At 70.9% G+C, this 19,370-nt stretch carries 16 protein-coding genes; 10 read left to right on the forward strand and 6 right to left on the reverse strand.

Annotated features, from left to right (window positions below):
• The first annotated feature begins 49 nt into the window (after positions 1-49).
• Together ACERZO_RS12135 and ACERZO_RS12140 are read left to right on the forward strand one after the other, a co-directional pair.
• Complete coding sequence (locus ACERZO_RS12135; RefSeq protein ID WP_372664697.1) at positions 50-469, forward strand: hypothetical protein; 420 nt, start codon at positions 50-52, stop codon at positions 467-469.
• A 31-nt stretch (positions 470-500) separates the two neighbouring features.
• A complete protein-coding gene (locus tag ACERZO_RS12140) occupies positions 501-2,600 on the forward strand; it encodes a (Fe-S)-binding protein (RefSeq protein ID WP_372664698.1) in 2,100 nt (699 codons plus the stop codon).
• Positions 2,601-2,606: 6 nt separating this feature from the next.
• Here ACERZO_RS12140 and ACERZO_RS12145 read toward each other — a convergent pair whose 3' ends face one another.
• The 3 genes from ACERZO_RS12145 to ACERZO_RS12155 all read right to left on the reverse strand — a co-directional run bounded on the left by ACERZO_RS12145 (position 2,607) and on the right by ACERZO_RS12155 (position 6,385).
• The gene (locus ACERZO_RS12145; RefSeq protein WP_372664699.1) at positions 2,607-4,103 is read right to left on the reverse strand and encodes a CBS domain-containing protein; all 1,497 of its coding nucleotides are present in this window, start codon (positions 4,101-4,103) and stop codon (positions 2,607-2,609) included.
• A gap of 127 nt (positions 4,104-4,230) precedes the next feature.
• Complete coding sequence (locus ACERZO_RS12150; RefSeq protein WP_372664700.1) at positions 4,231-5,550, reverse strand: MFS transporter; 1,320 nt, start codon at positions 5,548-5,550, stop codon at positions 4,231-4,233.
• 193 nt (positions 5,551-5,743) lie between these two features.
• Positions 5,744-6,385 carry a TetR/AcrR family transcriptional regulator gene (locus ACERZO_RS12155; RefSeq protein ID WP_372664701.1) on the reverse strand — a complete coding sequence of 214 codons (642 nt, stop codon included), beginning with the start codon at positions 6,383-6,385 and terminating at the stop codon, positions 5,744-5,746.
• A 114-nt stretch (positions 6,386-6,499) separates the two neighbouring features.
• On the opposite strand from ACERZO_RS12155, the gene ACERZO_RS12160 reads away from it, so the two are divergent.
• From ACERZO_RS12160 to ACERZO_RS12190, 7 genes are all read left to right on the forward strand, one after another.
• On the forward strand, positions 6,500-7,348 hold the full coding sequence (locus ACERZO_RS12160; RefSeq protein ID WP_372664702.1) for a shikimate dehydrogenase: 849 nt from the start codon (positions 6,500-6,502) through the stop codon (positions 7,346-7,348).
• Positions 7,338-9,137 carry a sugar phosphate isomerase/epimerase and 4-hydroxyphenylpyruvate domain-containing protein gene (locus tag ACERZO_RS12165; RefSeq protein WP_372664703.1) on the forward strand — a complete coding sequence of 600 codons (1,800 nt, stop codon included), beginning with the start codon at positions 7,338-7,340 and terminating at the stop codon, positions 9,135-9,137. Before ACERZO_RS12160 ends, ACERZO_RS12165 begins: the two co-directional genes overlap by 11 nt.
• 333 nt (positions 9,138-9,470) lie before the next feature.
• Positions 9,471-10,775 carry a sugar ABC transporter substrate-binding protein gene (locus ACERZO_RS12170; RefSeq protein ID WP_372664704.1) on the forward strand — a complete coding sequence of 435 codons (1,305 nt, stop codon included), beginning with the start codon at positions 9,471-9,473 and terminating at the stop codon, positions 10,773-10,775.
• Complete coding sequence (locus ACERZO_RS12175; RefSeq protein WP_372664705.1) at positions 10,772-11,758, forward strand: carbohydrate ABC transporter permease; 987 nt, start codon at positions 10,772-10,774, stop codon at positions 11,756-11,758. The genes ACERZO_RS12170 and ACERZO_RS12175 overlap by 4 nt, the downstream gene beginning before the upstream one ends.
• Positions 11,755-12,585 (forward strand): carbohydrate ABC transporter permease, encoded by an 831-nt coding sequence (locus ACERZO_RS12180; protein WP_372664706.1) that lies wholly within the window; start codon positions 11,755-11,757, stop codon positions 12,583-12,585. Before ACERZO_RS12175 ends, ACERZO_RS12180 begins: the two co-directional genes overlap by 4 nt.
• 3 nt (positions 12,586-12,588) lie before the next feature.
• Positions 12,589-14,028 (forward strand): glycoside hydrolase family 3 protein, encoded by a 1,440-nt coding sequence (locus ACERZO_RS12185; RefSeq protein WP_372664707.1) that lies wholly within the window; start codon positions 12,589-12,591, stop codon positions 14,026-14,028.
• Positions 14,029-14,166: 138 nt separating this feature from the next.
• Positions 14,167-14,937: a hypothetical protein gene (locus ACERZO_RS12190; RefSeq protein WP_372664708.1), complete on the forward strand. Its 771-nt coding sequence runs from the start codon at positions 14,167-14,169 to the stop codon at positions 14,935-14,937.
• Between the two features lie 180 nt (positions 14,938-15,117).
• Here ACERZO_RS12190 and ACERZO_RS12195 read toward each other — a convergent pair whose 3' ends face one another.
• Positions 15,118-15,648 carry an ArsR/SmtB family transcription factor gene (locus ACERZO_RS12195; protein WP_372664709.1) on the reverse strand — a complete coding sequence of 177 codons (531 nt, stop codon included), beginning with the start codon at positions 15,646-15,648 and terminating at the stop codon, positions 15,118-15,120.
• A gap of 75 nt (positions 15,649-15,723) precedes the next feature.
• Between ACERZO_RS12195 and ACERZO_RS12200 the strand changes: the two genes are divergently transcribed.
• The gene (locus tag ACERZO_RS12200; protein ID WP_372664710.1) at positions 15,724-16,932 is read left to right on the forward strand and encodes an MFS transporter; all 1,209 of its coding nucleotides are present in this window, start codon (positions 15,724-15,726) and stop codon (positions 16,930-16,932) included.
• Here the strand turns inward: ACERZO_RS12200 and ACERZO_RS12205 are convergent.
• Entirely contained in the window at positions 16,908-17,258 is a 351-nt protein-coding gene (locus tag ACERZO_RS12205; protein ID WP_372664711.1) for an MmcQ/YjbR family DNA-binding protein, read from the reverse strand. The genes ACERZO_RS12200 and ACERZO_RS12205 overlap by 25 nt on opposite strands.
• A 65-nt stretch (positions 17,259-17,323) precedes the next feature.
• On the reverse strand, positions 17,324-18,754 hold the full coding sequence (locus tag ACERZO_RS12210; protein ID WP_372664712.1) for a DUF1996 domain-containing protein: 1,431 nt from the start codon (positions 18,752-18,754) through the stop codon (positions 17,324-17,326).
• Between the last annotated feature and the right edge of the window lie 616 nt (positions 18,755-19,370).

The raw sequence follows: 19,370 nt of genomic DNA on the forward strand, positions 1-19,370 counted from the left end.
CCTCCAGTAGCAGACAGTGGTGCCGATCACAGTCGTTCCGGGAGGCTCTATGGCGTCGCGCGTCCGAGGACCCGGCTCCGAAGACCGGCGCGAACTGCGGCTCAGGCACATCGCCGGCTGCCTCTCCTGCACCCTCAAGTGCGGGTACTGCGGGCTGCCGGTGCGGCTCACCGGACCGGGCGCGCACCCCGGCTACGGCGTGGTCGAAGAAGTCACCGGGGAACTGGTGCTGCTGCACCGGTTCTGCCGCGGCGCGCTCGGCCGGTGCGGGACGCGGGGGTGCGTGCTGCGGCGCGCCCACCTCGGCCGCGCCACCGAACAGTACGAAACCGGCCGCCGCCGTCCCGGGCGCTACCAGCGCCTCGGCGTCCGCCGGTCGGCCGACCTCGATCTGTACCGGAAACACTGGCGGGTCGCGAAGATGCGGTACGCGTGCAAGGCGTGCCGGTACTACACCGGCTCGCACTGAGCCGTTCCTTCCAGCACGTCACGGAGGACTCGTGCTCGTTCGTCTCATCCTCGGCCTGCTCATGACCGTCGTCGGCCTCGCCGTCGCCGGCAAGCGGGTGGCGTTCCTGTACCGGCTGATCAAGGCCGGCCAACCGGACACCAAGCGGTCCGACGACCTGGGTGCCCGGCTCTTCGCGCAGGTGCGCGAGGTGTTCGGCCAGCGCAAGTTGCTGAAGTGGTCGGTGCCCGGCCTGGCGCACTTCTTCACGTTCTGGGGCTTCGTGATCCTCGCTTCGGTGTACCTCGAGGCGTACGGCGCGCTGTTCGACGAGAAGTTCGCGATCCCGTGGATCGGCCACTGGGCGGTGCTGGGCTTCCTGCAGGACTTCATCGCCGTCGCGGTGGCCGTCTCGCTGGGCGTGTTCACGGTGATCCGGATCCGCAACGCCCCCGAGCGCAAGGACCGCGCGTCCCGCTTCTACGGCTCGCACACCGGCGGCGCGTGGCTGATCCTGATCATGATCTTCAACGTCGTCTGGACGATGTTCTTCTTCCGCGGCGCGTCTTCGGCGTCCGGCAACTTCCCGTACGACAACGGCGCGTACGTCTCACTCGGTGTCGGCAACCTCCTGGAACCGCTCGGGCACTCGACGACCGAGGTGCTCGAGACGGTCGGCCTGCTGCTGCACATCGGCGTCATGCTCGTGTTCCTGTCGATCGTGCTCTACTCCAAGCACCTGCACATCTTCGTGGCGCCGATCAACGTCTCGGCGAAGCGGCTGCCGGACGCGCTCGGCCCGCTGCTGCCGATGGAGTCCGGCGGCAAGCCGATCGACTTCGAGGACCCGGGCGAGGACGACACGTTCGGCCGCGGCAAGATCGGCGACTTCACGTGGAAGGGCATGCTGGACTTCGCCACGTGCACCGAATGCGGCCGCTGCCAGTCGCAGTGCCCGGCGTGGAACACCGGGAAGCCGTTGTCGCCCAAGCTCGTCATCATGAACCTGCGCGACAACCTGTTCGAGGAGGCGCCCTACATCCTCGCGGGCACCGAGCACGAGGAGGCGCGCCCGCTGGTCGGCCCGGAGGCCGACGGCGGCGTCATCGACCCGGACGTCCTGTGGTCGTGCACCACGTGCGGCGCGTGCGTCGAGCAGTGCCCGGTGGACATCGAGCACGTCGACCACATCGTCGACATGCGCCGCTACCAGGTGATGATCGAGTCGGCGTTCCCGACCGAGCTGGGCGGGCTGTTCAAGAACCTGGAGACCAAGGGCAACCCGTGGGGCCAGAACAACTCCGAGCGGCTGGCCTGGACGAAGGACCTCGGCTTCGACGTCCCGGTGTTCGACGGCGAGCTCGCCGACGACGTCGAATACGTCTACTGGGTCGGCTGCGCGGGCGCGTTCGACGACCAGGCCCGCAAGACGGTCCGCGCGACGGCGGAGCTGCTGCACATCGCGGGCGTCAAGTACGTGGTGCTGGGCAACGAAGAGTCGTGCACCGGCGACCCGGCGCGCCGGGCGGGCAACGAGTTCCTGTTCCAGATGATGGCCCAGCAGACGGCGGAGACGCTCAACGCCGTGTTCGAGGGCCGCGAGCCGAAGCTGCGCAAGATCGTCACGACGTGCCCGCACTGCCTCAACACGCTCGGCCGCGAGTACCCGGACCTGGACGGGCACTACGAGGTGGTCCACCACACGCAGCTGCTCAACCGCCTGGTCCGCGGCGGCCTTCTGACCCCGGTCAAGCCGGTCGAGGACGGCCCGCGGGTGACCTACCACGACCCGTGCTACCTGGGCCGCCACAACAAGGTGTACACCCCGCCGCGCGAGCTGGTCGGCGCGACGGGCGCGACGTTGGCGGAGATGCCCCGCCACGCGGATCGCGCCCTGTGCTGCGGAGCGGGGGGTGCGCGCATGTGGATGGAGGAGCAGATCGGCAAGCGCATCAACCTGGAGCGCGTGGACGAAGCCATCGCGACAGACGCGGAAACGATCGTGACGGGGTGCCCGTTCTGCCGGGTGATGCTGACGGACGGGCTGGTGCAGCGGCAGAGCGAGCAGAAGGCGGAGAACGTGGACGTCCGCGACGTGGCGCAGCTGCTGCTGGAGCGGGTGAAGGCCCCGGAGGCGGCACCCAAGCCCTGAGCGCGCCTACTGGTCGACGGCTTTGATCGTCGCGCAGAACCCTTCGATGGCGGCGAGGTCCTGCTTCGGGACCTCGTCGCCGGAGAAGTGCATGAGATCGTTGCGGATCCGGCGCGCTTCTTTGAGCAGGTCGAGGAACGCCTGGTGGTCGAGCGGCCACTTCAGCATGGCGAAGTGGTGCTGTTCCTCGAAGAGCCGCACGTAGTTGCCGAAGGTCGGGTTCCCGTTCGCCCACCGGGGCGTGACCCGGTCGAGCAGGTCCTCGGGCAGGTTTCGCTTGGTCTGGCGGCGAAGCCGCAGCTCGGCTTCTTCCAGCAGGGAGAACGGCCGGGCGAGCGTGCCGAACTGCCGGGCGAGATCGTTGGCGGTCAGGATGCCGATGAGCTTCCGGCGGTCTTCGCCCCGGACGAAGACGAAGCCGTGCCGGTAGATCTCGTCGATCTGCTCGAAGAGCTCGTCGTCGAAGTCGATCACCCGGACCTGGGTGGTGGCGTCCCGCAACGTCGGCGCGGGGTTCGCCAGGCGGGCCCGGCCGATGGACTCCCAGCTGACCGCGCCGACGCAGAACCCGTCCTCGTCCGTGACCGCCAGCTGGGAGTAGTTCTTGGCCAGCATGAGCGTCACCGCGGTGGCGAGCGGTCTCCCGGCCGTGACGGCCTCGACGGCCGGCTCGTCCGGCAGGACGGCGCGCACCATCCACTTGGTGGGCAGCTCGTCCGGGACCTCGACGTCGGGTGCCTCCGGGTCCGCCGTGCCCGGCTCGTCGGCGACGGGCACCAGCTCGACGGCCGCGTCCATCCGGACCGTGGTGAACGGCGGCCTGGTCGTGACGCCGTGCTCGGCCAGCTCGGACTGGACGGTCACCAGGGAAGTCGCGGTGCGCCGCCGGTAGTCCCACATGCCCAGCAGGTTCCGGACGGTCAGCGTCACCGGCGCCGCACCGGTCTCGACGGCTTCCCACAGGTCGGCCCGGGTCGCGTCGGGATCGACGTTCGCCGACGCGTGCTGCCAGCCCGGATCCGGCCGGCCGGCCGCGACTTCGGCGATCCGGCGGGCGGCGTCGTGGCGGCTCAGCCGGCAGACGGTGAGCAGGGAGCCGAGACTGCCGCGCAGGTCGGGGCCGAACTCACCGGGGTCGATGTCGGTCCGGAGCCACCGGACCGGCCGGGCGTGCCGGCACTCGGGGGTCGCGCCGGGGCGGTAGTGGTACTGCCCGGTGACCTCGCCGATGGCGAACTTCCGGACGTTCTTGAGCGGCATGACGACGAGGTCGCCCTCGCTCATCTCCCGGTAGAACCGCCACAGCTGCCCGGCCCAGTTCCCGATCACGGACGCCGACCGGTGCGGGTAGCACTCCCGCAGCCCCGCCTTGAGCGCTCCCTTGTCGCCGAACCCGCCGAGCGCGGGAACGCCGCCCCAGCCGACGATCGCCAGACCTTCGGCGAGGGACTCCTGGTCGCGCTCGCCTTGCCTACCCGCGCGGACTTGCCAAGCTGACTTCATCGTTCTCCCGGTTCCCGGACCGACTGGCTTACGCACCCAGTCGGTCCGGGACCGCCGATCGTCGCCCGGATTCCCGGCGGTTCACCCGTTCGCCGCACGACTCTCACCCGGGCGGCGAGCGCTGTCCTCAGCCGTCCACGGCGGAAGCGACCACAGTGGACGCTGACGACGGCACCGGTGCCCGGTGGCCCAGCTCCGCCGTCGGCACCCGGTAGGTCTCCCGCGCCGTCGCCGCGGCGGCCGCCGCCACCACGCAGACCGCTGCCGTGAAGATCGCGACCCCCAGCCAGTCCTCCTTGGCCGAGCCGATCGCCGCCACCACGCTCGGGGCGAAGCCCGCCACCGCGAAGCCGATCTGCGTGCCGATCGCCATGCCGGACAGGCGGACCCGGGCGGTGAACATCTCGCCGTACAGCGACGGCCAGACGCCGTTGACGCCGGAGTACGCCACGCCGAAGAGCACGATGCCCAGCACGAACAGCAGCGCGTACGAGCCGATCGAGATCGACCACAGGTACGGGAAGATCAGCACCCCGCACAGCAGGCACCCGGTGATGAACACCGGCTTGCGCCCGACCCGGTCGGCGAGGCCGGCCAGCAGCGGGATCGCCCCCAGCGCCACGACGTTCGCGAGCACCCCGACCCACAGCATCGGCGTGCGGGCCAGGCCGATCGTGTTGACCGCGTAGCTCAGCGCGTACACCGTGAAGATCGTGCTCACCGAGGCGATCGTCGCCGCGACGACCACGCGCAGCACGTCCGCCCAGTGGTGGCGGAACAGCACCGCGACCGGCAGCTTCGCGACGTCGGTGCGTTCGAACACCGGCGTCTCGTCGAGCTTGCGGCGGATGACGAACCCGACCACCACGACCGCCGCGCTGCACCAGAACGGCACCCGCCAGCCCCACGTCAGCAGGTCGCTCTGGGGGAGCGCGGCGACCGGCAGGAAGATCGCCGTCGCCAGGATCTGGCCGGCCTGCGTGCCGCTCAGGGTGAAGCTGGTGAAGTACGCGCGCCGCCGTTCCGGGGCGTGTTCGAGCGACATCGAGTTGGCGCCCGCCTGCTCGCCGGACGCCGAAAGTCCTTGCAGCAGCCGGAGAACGACCAGCAGGACCGGCGCGAGCACGCCCACGGACCCGTAGGTCGGCAGGCAGCCGACGGCGAACGTCGCCACGCCCATCAGCAGCAGCGTGAACACCAGGACGCGCTTGCGGCCGAAGCGGTCGCCGACGTGGCCGAGGACGAACGCGCCCACCGGCCGGGCCAGGTAGCCGACGCCGAAGGTGGCCAGGGCCAGCAGGGTGCCGGTCGCGGGGGAGGAAGCGGGGAAGAAGACCTTGTTGAACACCAGCGCGGCGGCGGTCCCGTAGATGAAGAAGTCGTAGTACTCGAGCGCGCTGCCGATCCAGGCGGCCAGCGCCGCCTTGCGGGGCATCGATCCGGTCACGGGGATGAGCTCCTGACGTCCGTGCTTCGTTGCTCAGAGTCGGCGGGGAAGCAATGTACGGTCTAGTTAGTTAATAGAGAGTGCGAGACCGTGCCCCGGGTGTCAAGAGGCGGTTTCGGGGCCGCCGCACGTCGCTCGGCGCCTGCCGCGACGGCGGACGCGGACCGGCGACGCGGCTCGGCAAAGCCGGCGGTCAGGCGGTGAGGTAGTCGATCACCAGGTCGCCGAGCATCGTGCGGTAGTGCTCGCGCCGGGCCGGGTCGAGCATGTCGCGGCCGAAGATCGCCTGGAACGTGTGGCGGTTCGCCAGCCGGAACACGCAGAACGAGCTGATGATCATGTGGACGTCGAGCGGGTCGACGTCGTCGCGGAAGCGGCCGGCCGCGCGGCCGCGCTGGAGGACCACCGTCAGCCCGCCGAGCGCCGGGTCGGCCAGCCCGGCCAGGATCTCCGACTGCGCCAGGTGTTCGGCGTTGTGGATGTTCTCGATGCTGACCAGCCGGATGAAGTCCGGGTTCGCCTCGTGGTGGTCGAAGGTCAGCGCGGCCAGCTGCCGCAGCGCGTCCTCGGGGTCCAGGTGCTGGACGTCGAGCTGCCGCTCCAGCGACCGGATCGTCGAGTACGCCTTCTCCAGCACCGCGATGTACAGCTGTTCCTTGCCGCCGAAGTAGTAGTAGATCATCCGCTTGGTCGTGCTCGTGCGGGCGGCGATCTCGTCGACGCGGGCGCCGGTGTAGCCCTTGTCCGCGAACTCCCGCGTGGCCACCGCGAGGATGTCGGCGCGCGTGCGGTCCTTGTCGCGCTGGCGCTCGGCCTCCGACGATGGTGCGGCCACCGGGCTCCTTCCGCTGCAGGTCGACGGCCCCACTCTAGCCCAGCCCTTCCCCCGGACCACGTGCCGCGCTACCGTGAACGTACTAGTTCGTACATTAATCCGGAGGGCGACCGCGTGACCAGCTACCTGATCGGACTCGTCGGCACCGGCATCGGGCCGTCCGCCAGCCCGGCGCTGCACGAACGCGAGGCCGACGAGCTCGGCCTCCGCTACGTCTACCGCCTGCTGGACCTCGACGCGCTGCGCCGGCCGGTCGCCGAAGTGCTGGCCGCGGCCCGGCTCACCGGGTTCGACGGCCTCAACGTCACGCACCCGGCCAAGCAGCTGGTGTGCGAGCACCTCGACGACCTGTCGCCCGAGGCCGCCGCGCTCGGCGCGGTCAACACCGTCGTCTTCGAGGGAGGCCGCGCGATCGGGCACAACACCGACGCGACCGGCTTCGCCCGCAGCCTCACCCGCGGCCTGCCCGACGTCCGGATGGACGAGGTCGTCCTGCTGGGCGCCGGGGGAGCGGGCGCCGCGGTGGCACACGCGCTCCTGTCCCTCGGCACCGGCCGGCTCACGGTCCACGACGTCGACGGCGAACGCAGCGCGAAGCTCGTCGAGGCGCTGCGGCAGCGGTTCGGCGCCGGGCGCGCGGACACCGGCGGCCTCGACGCCGTCCACCGCGCCGACGGCCTGGTGCACGCGACCCCGACCGGGATGGCCGCCCACCCCGGCTCGCCGCTCCCGACGGAGTACCTGCGGCCGGAGCTGTGGGTCGCCGACATCGTCTACCGCCCGCTGGAGACCGCGCTGCTGGCCGAAGCCCGCGCCCGCGGCTGCCGCGTGCTGCACGGCGGCGGCATGGTCGTGCTGCAGGCCGCCGAGTCGTTCCGGCTGTTCACCGGCGTCGAGCCGGACCCGGCGCGGATGCTGCGCCACTTCGACGCCCTCGAAGGGGAGGCCGCCCGTGCCGTCTGAACCGCGCACCGCGATCGCCACCGTCTGCCTCTCCGGAACGCTCGAGGACAAGCTCGCCGCGGCCGCCGCGGCGGGGTTCGACGGCGTCGAGCTGTTCGAGAACGACCTGGTGGTCTCACCGTCCGGTCCGGCCGAAATCCGCCGCCGCTGCGCGGACCTCGGCCTCTCGATCGACCTCTACCAGCCGTTCCGCGACTTCGAAGCCGTCCCGCCGGACGTCCACGCGGCCAACCTCCGCCGCGCGCGGCACAAGTTCGACGTCATGGCCGAGCTGGGCGCCGGCACCGTGCTGGTCTGCTCGTCCGTCTCACCGGACGCGATCGACGACGACGAGCTCGCCGCCGAACAGCTGCACGCCCTGGCGGACGCCGCCCACGAGCGGGGACTGCGGATCGCGTACGAAGCGCTGGCCTGGGGCCGGCACGTCAGCGGCTACGAACACGCGTGGCGCATCGTGCGCCGCGCGGCGCACCCCGCCCTCGGCGTGTGCCTCGACAGCTTCCACATCCTGTCGAAGGGCCACGACCCGGCGCCGATCCGCGCGATCCCCGGCGACAAGATCTTCTTCCTGCAGCTCGCCGACGCGCCCGAGCTGCCGATGGACGTCCTGCCGTGGAGCCGCCACCACCGGCTCTTCCCCGGCCAGGGCGACTTCGACCTGACGGCGTTCACCGGGCACGTCCTGGCCGCGGGCTACCGCGGCCCGCTGTCGCTCGAAGTCTTCAACGACGTGTACCGGCAGGCCGACCCGCGCCCCGCCGCGGTCGACGCCATGCGGTCGCTGCTGGCGCTGCAGGAGTCGCTCGGCGTCCGGGACGTGCCGGCCGCGCCCGCGCTGACCGGCCACGCGTTCGCCGAGGTCGTCACCGACCCGGGCGCGGGGAAGGTCCTGGCGTCGCTCGGGTTCGCGCGCACCGGCGTCCACCGCACCAAGCCGGTCGAGCTGTGGGAACAGGGCGAGGCCCGGGTGGTGGTCAACGAGGGCGGCGCGGCGCACGGCGCCGTCGGCGCGGTGGCGCTGGCCAGCACCGATCCGGCCCGGTCGGCCCGCCGGGCGGAGGCCCTGCTCGCGCCGGTCCTGCCGCGGGTGCGCGGCCCGCGCGAGGCCGACCTGGCCTCGGTCGCGGCACCGGACGGCACGCAGGTGTTCCTCTGCGGCGACGACTGGCGCGACGACTTCGTGCACACCGGCGAAACGGCGGCCGGGGCGGGGATCCTCGGCATCGATCACGTGGCGCTCACCCAGCCCTTCGACCACTTCGACGAGGCGGCGCTGTTCTACCGGTCGGTGTTCGGGCTGACGCCGTCCCCGGTGGCCGAGTTCGCGGCGCCGTTCGGGCTGGTGCGCAGCCGCGCGGTGGCGGCGGGGGAGGTGCGGCTGACGCTGGACAGCGCCCTGGTCCGGCGCGGCGAATGGGCGCCGGCGGTCCCCGAACCGCAGCACGTGGCGTTCGCCTGCGCGGACGCGCTCGCGGCGGCCGCGGCGATGCGGGCGGCGGGCGCGCCGCTGCTGGCGATCCCGGCCAACTACTACGACGACCTCGAAGCCCGCCTGGACCTGCCGCCCGAGCGGCTGGCCGGCCTGCGGGAGCACTCGGTGCTCTACGACCGGGACGCCCACGGCGAGTTCCTGCACTTCTACACGGCGCTGGCCGGGGCCCGGGTGTTCTTCGAGGTCGTGCAGCGGATCGGCGGGTACCGCGGGTACGGCGTGGCCAACGCCCCGGTGCGGATGGCCGCCCACCGCGCACGCCGGGACACCGGGGCACCCGCGACAACGGCCGTGTGATCAGCGGGATTCACGCGACGCGCGTGACCGCCGCCCCGGGAAACCTTTCCCGGGGCGGTTTTCGTCGTGCCGCCCGCGCGGGGTCGCCCGGCTTTTCGGCTTCCCTGCGGTGAAAAACGGCCCGGACACCTTCCTATCAGGACGACTTCCGCCGCCCGTTCGTCAGTCCCCGGTAACCGCTCGGCTACTCGGCGTACAACTCCCCGGTGCGTTTACAACGTTCCGGCAACCGCCTTGACACCGCCTGTGGTACGTACCACTCTAACCCCAACATTGGTCTACACCATTTGGGGCGCTCGGCCACGGTGGCCGGGCAGGGAAGGACGGCATCGAGTGAAACGCTGGCTCAAGCTGGCGGCGGGCGCCGCCGCAGTAACGCTCGCGACCGCAGGCTGCGCGGGCTCCGGCGGAACCGACACGGCCGCGTCGTCGAGCGGCGCTCCGGCGCAGATCACCGGCGACGTCACGGTCTGGCTGATGACGGGTTCCGCGCCGGCTTCGCTGACCGACGCGCTGAACAAGGAGTTCGAGGCGGCCCACCCGGGCGTCAAGGTCAAGTACGAAGTCCAGCAGTGGGACGGCATCCAGCAGAAGCTGACCACCGCGCTGGCCAGCGGCGCGCCGCCGGACGTCATCGAGATCGGCAACACGCAGACCGCGGCGTTCGCCTCGCAGGACGGCGTGCTGACCGACCTGACCGCGGACAAGGACAGCTTCAACGGCGCGCAGTGGCTCAAGGGTCTCGCCGACTCGGGCACCTACGACGGCAAGGTCTACGGCGTCCCGTTCTACGCGGCCAACCGCGAGGTCATCTACCGCAAGGACATGTTCGAGCAGGCGGGCATCGCCAAGCCGCCGACGTCGAACGACGAGTGGCTCGACGCGATCACCAAGCTGAAGACGAAGTTCGGCTCCGACCCCGACTTCCAGGCGCTCTACATGCCGGGCCAGAACTGGTACGCCCTGCTGTCGTTCATCTGGGACAACGGCGGTGACATCGCCCAGGCCGACGGCAAGAACTACAAGGCGACGCTGGACGGCGCCGGTGCCAAGGCGGGTCTCGACTTCTACAAGAAGCTCGTCGACACCTCCGGCACCAAGGCCCCGAAGGACGCCGACGAGGCCAAGCCGCAGCAGGCGACCGTCTACGGCGCCGGCAAGGTGGCCATGATGATCGGTCTCCCGTGGGAGCTGGCCACCGCGGCCAAGACCGACGCGAGCCTGACCGCCAAGACCGGCGCCTTCGCCATCCCGAGCAAGAACGCCGGCCAGAGCGCCCCGGTCTTCCTGGGCGGCTCCAACCTGGCCATCCCGGCCAACAGCAAGAACGCGGCCGCGGCCAAGGAGTACATCAAGCTGCTCTCCAGCCCGAAGTACCAGAGCCAGCTCGCCGCCGCCGGCGTCGTGCCCGGCACGTCGACCGACCTCACCGGCCTGGACAAGGACCCGCTGGGCAGCGTGATGGCCAAGGCTTCGGCCAACGGCAAGGCCGTGCCGGCCAGCCCGAAGTGGGGTGACGTGGAGTCCGGCCAGAACCCGGTCAAGGACATGCTGACCGCGTACCTCACCGGCAAGAAGACGCTCGACCAGGCGACCGCCGACGCCAACGCAGCGCTGAACAAGCTCATCGGCGGATGACAGCGACCGCGAATGTGACGATGCCGGCGGGGGCGACCCCGCCGGCATCGCCGCGCGACGCGCGGGCCAAGAAGCGCAGGCAGGGCCGGTTCGGCGACCGGGTGCTCCCGTACCTGCTGCTCCTCCCCGCTCTCGCGGCGATCCTCGTGCTCCTCGCCTGGCCGCTGGTCCAGGTGCTCGCGATCAGCTTCCGCAAGCTCGACATCGGCCAGCTGATCTCCGGCAAGACGATCTGGATCGGCTTCGACAACTACACGAACACGCTCTCGGACCCGGAGTTCTGGACGATCACGGTCCGGACGCTCGTCTTCACGGCGTCGATCGTGGCCGCCACCATCCTCGGCGGCCTGCTCCTGTCGGTGCTCATGCGCCACCTCGACCCGGTGGTCCGGATCATCCTGCAGGTCACGCTGGTGCTCGCCTGGGCGACCCCGGTGATCGCGACGACCACGGTGTTCCAGTGGATCTTCGACGAGCAGTACGGCATCCTCAACAAGACCCTGGACCGGCTCGGGTTCCACAGCTTCATCGGGTTCTCGTGGTTCTCCAGCGGACCCAGCACGCTGACGGTGATCGGGTTGCTCATCGTGTGGCAGGCCGTGCCGTTCGTGACGTTCTCGCTGTACGCGGGCCTCATCGGCGTGCCACGCGAGCAGTACGAGGCCGCCGGCATCGACGGCGCCAGCGCGTGGCAGACGTTCCGCGCGGTCACCTGGCCCGCGATCCGGCCGATCACCACGATGGTGACCTTCCTGTCGGTGCTGTGGGACTTCAACGCCTTCGCCCAGATCTGGGCGATCCGCGAGGGCGGCCCGGACGGCGGGAGCACCACGCTGGCCGTCGTGCTCTACCTCAAGGGCATCGCGGGCAACCACTTCGGCGCGGCGGGCGCGATCGCGACCCTGATGCTGATCGTGCTGGCGCTCATCACCGGCCGGTACATCCAGCTGCTGGTCCGGACCCCGGAAGGTGATCTGAAGTGAGGAAACCGCTGTCGCAGCGGATCGTGCTGTCGGTCATCGGCGTCATCGTGGCGCTGCTGATCGTCTTCCCGACGTACTGGATGTTCGTCACGTCGCTGCGCACACCCGGCGAGATCCTTTCGCCCAAGTACGACCTCATCCCGACGTCGTTCTCGTTCGGCAACTTCGCCACCGCGCTGGGCAAGGACAACTTCCCGGTCTACCTGATGAACAGCCTGATCGTCACGGTCGGGTCGGTGCTCTGCGCGCTGATCGCCGGGACGCTGGCGGCCATCCCGCTCTCGCGGCTGCGCTTCACCGGCCGCAAGGGCTTCCTGGTCCTGGTCATGGTGGCGCAGCTGGCGCCGGTGTCGGCCCTGTTCATCCCGCTGTTCCTGCTGATGCGGGACGCCGGGCTGCTCAACACGCTGCCGTCGCTGCTGCTGATCTACTTCGCGACCACGCTGCCGTTCACCGTCTGGATGCTCTACGGCTTCGTCAACGGGATCCCGTACGAGCTGGAGGAGGCCGCGATGATCGACGGCTGCAGCCAGACCGGCGCGTTCCGCCGGGTGACGCTGCCGCTGCTCGGGCCGGGCCTGGTCACGACGTCGGTGTTCAGCTTCATCACGGCGTGGAACGAGTACCTGTTCGCGCTGGTGTTCATCCGGGACAAGCCGAAGGAGACGCTGCCGGTGTGGCTGGCGTCGTTCCGCACGGCGTTCGCGACCGACTGGGGCGGGGTGATGGCCGCGTCGGTCATCTACGCGGTCCCGGCGCTGGTGTTCTTCCTGATCGTGCAGCGCAAGCTCGTGGCCGGCGTCGCCGCCGGCGCGGTGAAGGGGTAGCCGGTGACATCCGCCGAGAAGCTCGCCGAAGCCGTCCTCCTGCCCGGGTTCGCCGGGACGACCGCGCCGGACTGGCTGCGCAGACGCGTCGCCGAAGGCCTCGGCGGGGTGGTGCTGTTCGGCCGCAACGTCGTCGATGACGAGCAGGTCGCGGCGCTCACCGCGCAGCTGCGCGGCGAGCGGGACGGCGTGGTCGTCGGCATCGACGAGGAAGGGGGCGACGTCACCCGCCTCGACGTCAACACCGGCTCGTTCGTGCCGGGGCCGCTGGCGCTCGGCGCGGCCGACGACCCGGAGCTGACCACGGCGGTCGCCGCCGCGCTCGGCGAACGGCTGGCGGCCTGCGGCGTCACGGTGAACCTGGCGCCGTGCGCGGACCTGACCCTGGCGGCCGAGGACCCGATCATCGGCGTCCGGGCGTTCGGGTCCGACCCGGCGAAGGCGTCACCGCACGTCGCGGCGTACGTGACGGGCTTGCAGAAGTACGGCGTCGCGGCCTGCGCCAAGCACTTCCCGGGCCACGGCGCGGCGACCGAGGACTCGCACGTGGCCCTGCCGGTGCTGCCGCGGACCGTCGAAGAGCTGCGGGAGATCGAGCTGGTCCCGTTCGCCGCGGCGATCCGGGCCGGCGTGCGCTCGGTGATGTCGGGGCACCTGGTCGTCCGGGCCTGGGGCGACGAGCCGGCGACGCTCAACCGGGTCGCGCTCACCGATGTCCTGCGTGGCGAGCTGGGTTTCACCGGCGCGGTCATCACCGACGCGCTCGAGATGGGCGCGGTGTCCGGGGCCTACGGACGGCACGACGGCCTCGGCCGTTCCGCCGTCCGGGCGCTGGCCGCGGGAGCGGACGCGCTGTGCCTCGGTGGCGCGGCGTTCGAAGCTCCTGCGCTCGACGCCTGCGTGTCGGCGATCGTGGCCGCGGTCGCGGCGGGGGAGCTGCCCCTGGAGCGGCTGGCGGAGGCGGCTTCGCGGACGGCCGCGCTGGGCACCGACCCGGCACCGGCGGCGGTGGGCCCGGTGGACCGGCGGCTCGGCCTCGAAGCGGCCCGCAAGGCACTGCGCGTCCAGGGTGAGCCTCGGCTGGACGGGCCGCCGCTGGTGGTCGACGTCCAGACCGAGCCGACCATCGCGGCCGGCCCGATGCCGTGGGGCCTCGGCGCGCACCTGGCCGAGCTGCTGCCGGGCACGCGGACGCTCACCGCGACCCCGGACGACGTCGCCGAGGTCCTGGAAGCGGCGCGGGAGGTCCGCAGCGTCGTCGTGGTCACCCGCGAGGCGCACCGGCACCCGCGGGTGCGCGAGCTGCTGGCCGCGTTGTCCACTGTGGATTTCATCCGGGTGGAGACGGGAGTGCCCGGGCCGCCGGATGGTGCGGGGCCGCGGATCGACACGTTCAGCGGCTCCTACGTGAGCCTGCGCGCGGCGGCCGAGTACCTGGCCTGAGTTCTTTCACGACGAAGCCCCGCTTCCGGCGGGGCTTCGTCCTTTTTGCCGCATCTCCAGACGCCGCCCCGGCTTTTGTACGGGGCTTGTATCGCCGGGCGCCATTCTGTCCGCACACCACGACTGGAGGACGGACAAATGAGAATTCGGATCGGGAAGCGTGCGGCGGGCGTCGTCGGCATCGCCGCGTCGATCGTGCTGGTCGGCGCCACCCCGGCCCTGGCCGCGACGGGCACGGTGCACACCGACTCGGGCGCGCCGCTGACCGTGCGCTCGGCGCCGAGCACGAGCGCGGCCTCGGCGGGCACGGTCGCCGACGGCACCGCCGTGGACATCGACTGCCAGACCACCGGCGAGACGGTCACCGGGAAGTACGGCACCAGCAACATCTGGGACCACGTGCCGGGCGGCTACATCACCGACACCTACGTCTACACCGGCTCCGACGGCCGGATCGCGCCGGACTGCACCGACGTGCCGACCGTCCCGGCCGACGTGTGTTCGACCTCCGGGCTGGGCGACCCGAACACGTGCGCCCAGGCGGTCACGAAGGCGAAGTCGCGGGTCCACACGAACTACGACTCGTCCTACGACGGCTGGTGCGACCGCATCAACGCCCAGAACTACGGTTTCACCGCGAGCGGCTCGACCACGGCGTACGTGCACTGGACGCAGATCCCCAGCCAGTACAAGCACCCGGGCAGCCTGGACGTCCCGGCGGGCGGCCTGGCGTTCTTCTCCAACGGCGGCGCGGGCCACACGATGATCTCCATCGGCGGCGGCAAGTTCCTGTCGAACGACATCAACGGCGCGGGCACGTACACGGAGACGACGATCGCGCAGATCAAGAGCAAGTGGGGCCAGACCTACCTCGGCTGGTCACAGCCGTGGTTCAAGGTGAACCACTGACCCGCTGAGGCGGGGGAGCGGGTCTCGCCGGCCCTGGGGGCGGCGAGACCCGCCCGGGGTGGCGGCCACGCGCCGAGAGGACCACAGCCCGGTTCTGTCCGGTATCCCCGGCCAGAACCGGATGGACGTGGTCGGCTTCGATCGGCCCCTGCCCACCTCCCCGGGCAGGGGCCGTTCCGCTCAGCCGCCCGGCTTCAGGCGGTGCAGCACGAAGATCCCGCCCACCGCCGGGCGGTCCGTTCGCTCGTGGTCCGTGGCCACGTACTCGTCCAGCACTGCCAGGATCCGGCGGTCCAGCTCCTCGATCTCGTCGGGGGACAGGTGCAGCAGGAACTTCTCGTGCACCGCCACCGACTCCGGCCCGGCCGCCCGGATCTCCTCCTGGAAGATCTCGATCGGCGCGAACCGCGTCTCCGCGTCGGCTTCGGACAGCGGCCCGTCGAGCCACCACGTCTCGTTGTTCGACTTGTACGGCTTCTCCAACGCCCCGCTCGCGCCCGTCCGGACCGGGGCCTGCTCCAGCAAGCCCGCCGCCACCAGCTGGCGGACGTGGTGCAGGACCGTGCCCGGGTCGCGGTCGAGGCGGTCGGCCAGCTGCTTGTTCGTCAGCTCCTCGACCAGGCACAACCGCATGATGCGCAGCCGCAGCGGGTGGCCGAGGGCCTTGGCCTCCTCCGGCGTCGCCGGGCGCCGGCGGCGGGGTTCCGTCATGAGCGGAGCGTAGTCCATCGATGGAATCGGGTCACATCGATGGAGAAAACCCCATCGATGTGCGATCCTCCATCCATGACCACCGCGTTCTGGCGGCTGTGGACCGCTGCCGGCTTGTCGAGCCTCGCCGACGGCGTCCTGAAGGTCGCCCTGCCGCTCATCGCGGTCGGCTACACCCGCGAGCCCGCGCTCATCGCCGGGCTCGCCTTCGCCTTCAGCCTGCCGTGGCTGCTCCTCGCGCTGCCCGCCGGCGCGCTGGTCGACCGGCTCGACCGCCGCCGGGCGATGCTCGCCGCCAACCTCGTCCGGGGTGGGCTCCTCGCCGTCGTCACGCTGCTGACCGTCTTCGGCGCGGGCTCGATCTGGGCGCTCTACGTCGTCGCCGTCGGGGTCGGGTGTGCCGAAACCGTCTACGACACCGCGGCGCAGTCGATCGTCCCGCAGGTCGTCGGGCGCGAGCAGCTGGCCCGCGCCAACGGCCGGATGTTCGCCGCCGAGCAGACCGCCAACGAGTTCGCCGGCCCGCCGCTCGCCGGGGTCCTGGCCGCGGCCGGCGTCGTCGCCGCGCTCGTGACCCCCGTGGCGCTGTGGGCCGTCGCCGTCGCGGCCCTGCTGCTCGTGCGCGGCGAGTACCGGATCCCGCGCGAGCGCCGCACCACCCTGCGCGCGGACATCGCCGAAGGGCTGCGTTTCCTGGTGCGGCACAAGGTGTTGCGGACGTTCTCGCTCATGGTCGGCACGTTCAACTTCGCCACCGGTGCGACCTTCGCGGTCCTCGTCCTCTACGCGGTCGGGCCCGGCTCGGCGATGGGCCTGTCCGCGCCGGCGTTCGGCCTGCTGATGGCCACGAGCGCCGCGGGCGGGCTGACCGGGTCGCTGCTCGCCGAAGCCGTCGAACGCCGCCTGGGCCGGATCCGCGCGCTCTGGGTCTCGTGGCTCACCGGCGGGCTCTCGGTCGGCACGCTCGCCGTGACCGCGAACCCCTACGCCGTCGGCGCGGGCTTCTTCCTCGGCGGCACGGGCGTCATGGTGTCCAATGTGGTCATGGTGTCGCTGCGCCAGCGCCTCACCCCGGACCGGCTCCTCGGCCGGCTCAACAGCAGCTACCGCCTGGTGGCGTGGGGGACGAAGTCCCTCGGCGCCCTCGCGGGCGGCGCGATCGCCCAGTGGGCGGGGCTGCACGCGGTGTTCGTGGTGATGGCGGTGCTGGCCTTCGCGGTCGTGGCCGGCCTCCGCGTCGTGACCGAGGACGCCCTCGCTCAGAGCGGGTGGGTCTCGACGTAAGCGTTCCAAACCTTCTTCGGCACGCACATCCGCCACGCGTCGAGGACGAGTTCGCGCATCTCCTCGACGTCGATCGCCGCGAGCCGGCACTGCACCCACTGGTAGCGCAGGTCCGACGGCTCGGGCATGAAGAACTTCTCCGGTTCGCCGGCGACCAGCGCGTCCCGCTGGTCGCGCGGATAACCGAAGCCCATCACGGTCTCGTCCCGCGACAGCGCCACGAACACGATCTGCCCGACCCGGAACTTGGGCCGGTCCCGCACGACGGCTTCGTACGCGCGGGGAAGCGTCAGTGCGAACGCGCGGACCTCGTCACCGGTGACCATGCCGGTCAGTAAACCGCAGAAGCCGGCGGCGCGGGATGCCCCCGCGCCGCCGGCTCAGGCGAGCGTCACGCCCGGCAGGTCTTGCCGCGGTTCACGCAGTTGACCAGCCCGTTCATGATCCGCTGCGACATCACGTTGGCGAAGTCGTCGTGGTCGGAACCCGGGTTGTGCTTCTCCTGCGGGAAAGCGTCCACTTTGTACTGCTTCTTGACCTGGATGTCGTGCGGGATGTCGTAGGTCAGCGAGATCTGCAGCTGCGGAACGGCCTTGAACCCCTTGGCGCACCGGCCGAACTGGTCCGGGAAGACGATGTGCGTGCGGTGGTTGGCGCTGTCGGTGTTCTTCCCGTCCCAGCAGCTCGGGAAGGTGTGGATCCGCTTGACCTTGCTGTTCTGCGGGCAGATCGGGTACTTGTCCGTGACGCGGTTCTCGAACCCGGTGCACGTCCAGCTCGCCCGGGCGTTGGCCGGCCCGTTGGTCGACACCTTCGCGTCGCCGTAGAGCACGCGCAGGAACTTCGGCATCGCCACGACCTTGCCCACCGGGCTGCCGCGGAAGGTGATCTGGACCTTCTGCGGGCGCAGGATCTTGCCGTCGTTGCCCGGCAGCTCGTTGTTCTCGTCCTGCCCGGGCAGCGCGCCGCCCGCCGTGGTGCTCGGCGGCGGGGTCGGCGTGCCGGTGTCCTTGCCGGGCTTCGGCGCGCACGGCGCGAGGCCGCCCAGGTCCTGCGGCTTCGGCGCGAACCGGCCGATCGCGATGGCGATGCGGTCGATGATCGCGGCGCGCCGGTCCTTGAGCGGGTTCAGGATCGCGTTCTGGACGAAGTTCGCGCCGCCTTGGCCCTGCGTCGCCGCGATGCGCTGGTTGGCCTCGTCGGTCTGCGTGTCGAGCTGGTCGAGGTTGCTGTCGACCTCGGCCATGGCCTGGTCGGGGACGTCGGCGAGCTTGCTGGCGACGTCCGGGCAGGCGACCTGGACGGTCTTGGCCTCCTGGTCGGCCTGCGCGCGGTCGCCGTCGGGCTTCTTCGCGGGCTCGTTCTTCTCCTCTTCGCCGGTGTCGATGCGCACGACCGGCCAGAAGTAGGCGGACTTGTCGCCGTTGCGGCAGGTGGTGCCGGCCCGGACGAGGCTCTTGTTGTTCGAGTCGGCGTTCGTCGAGAGGTTGCCGACGTAGTCGTGCAGGTGCTGGGCGCCGTTGCGGACGCCGGGCTGGGCGATGAAGTTGTCGGGGTTGAAGTGGCCGTTCTCGTTGCGGCCGCAGTCGACGGTGAAGGTGCCGGTCGCCGCGCCGTAGACCGGGCGCGGGTCGAACTGGTTCGGCTGGACCTTCAGGATGTCGACGAAGAACGCGGGGTTCGCCTCGTCGGCGCTCGCTTCACCGGTGTTGCCGGTCGTCGTCGCGACGACGATGCCGCCGACCGCGAGCGCGAGCGCGATGCCGCCGGTCGCGATCTTGGTTCTGCGGGAAATGCGATGGCGCCCTTGGGTGCGGGACATGGATCCTCCGGGGTGTCGGGCTGGCGGGAACGCGCGACACTGGCGGTGCGAGCCCAGGCTCGTACCCACCAGGTACTGCGTCGGCGGGACGGAACGACGCCCGCGCCGGCCACCGACCCGACATCGGTGGGTGCGCGGCCACCTGCCCGTGGCCACGCCGTCAACCGGCTGGTTATCGTTCCGTGATGGAAGCTACACCGGGGTTTGACACCGGGCAAGAAGGTATTTCCGGCAATCACGAACCGTTATTCCGGGTTCTCGTCTGCGTAGTCGGGTGAGTGCGCGAAAACGCCTCGGAAATCAAGGAAGAATGGCGGACGCGAAAAACGCGGGCACGACGGCCCGCACCTGGATCACGCTGGATCGCCGCGCGTGTCCCTCTCCGGCTTGCTCGGGTGTGCGGCCATCCTGGGCCGCTGACCGGCGTGTTGTCCAGCTTCGGCGGGTGTGGCGAAAAACTTTGAACCGATCCGAACCGGCGTACGTATCCCTGGGTGAGACCCGCCGAATGCCCGCCGGTCGAATGCGCCCCCGGTGCGGCCGAATCCGTGCCCGCGGCACGGTAGGAGAAAGCTCCGGGGCCGACCGACCGACGTGAATGACTCATTCCTGTCGC

This window comes from Amycolatopsis kentuckyensis (assembly GCF_041679295.1).
GTDB classification, from domain to species: domain Bacteria; phylum Actinomycetota; class Actinomycetes; order Mycobacteriales; family Pseudonocardiaceae; genus Amycolatopsis; species Amycolatopsis kentuckyensis_A.

Bases quoted from the DNA above. Each gene is read 5' to 3' on its own strand.
- ACERZO_RS12135 (WP_372664697.1), top strand. From the start codon at position 50: ATGGCGTCGCGCGTCCGAGGACCCGGCTCCGAAGACCGGCGCGAACTG.
- ACERZO_RS12145 (WP_372664699.1), bottom strand. From the start codon at position 4,103: ATGAAGTCAGCTTGGCAAGTCCGCGCGGGTAGGCAAGGCGAGCGCGAC.
- ACERZO_RS12175 (WP_372664705.1), top strand. From the start codon at position 10,772: ATGACAGCGACCGCGAATGTGACGATGCCGGCGGGGGCGACCCCGCCG.
- ACERZO_RS12190 (WP_372664708.1), top strand. From the start codon at position 14,167: ATGAGAATTCGGATCGGGAAGCGTGCGGCGGGCGTCGTCGGCATCGCC.
- ACERZO_RS12195 (WP_372664709.1), bottom strand. From the start codon at position 15,648: ATGACGGAACCCCGCCGCCGGCGCCCGGCGACGCCGGAGGAGGCCAAG.
- ACERZO_RS12200 (WP_372664710.1), top strand. From the start codon at position 15,724: ATGACCACCGCGTTCTGGCGGCTGTGGACCGCTGCCGGCTTGTCGAGC.
- ACERZO_RS12205 (WP_372664711.1), bottom strand. From the start codon at position 17,258: ATGGTCACCGGTGACGAGGTCCGCGCGTTCGCACTGACGCTTCCCCGC.
- ACERZO_RS12210 (WP_372664712.1), bottom strand. From the start codon at position 18,754: ATGTCCCGCACCCAAGGGCGCCATCGCATTTCCCGCAGAACCAAGATC.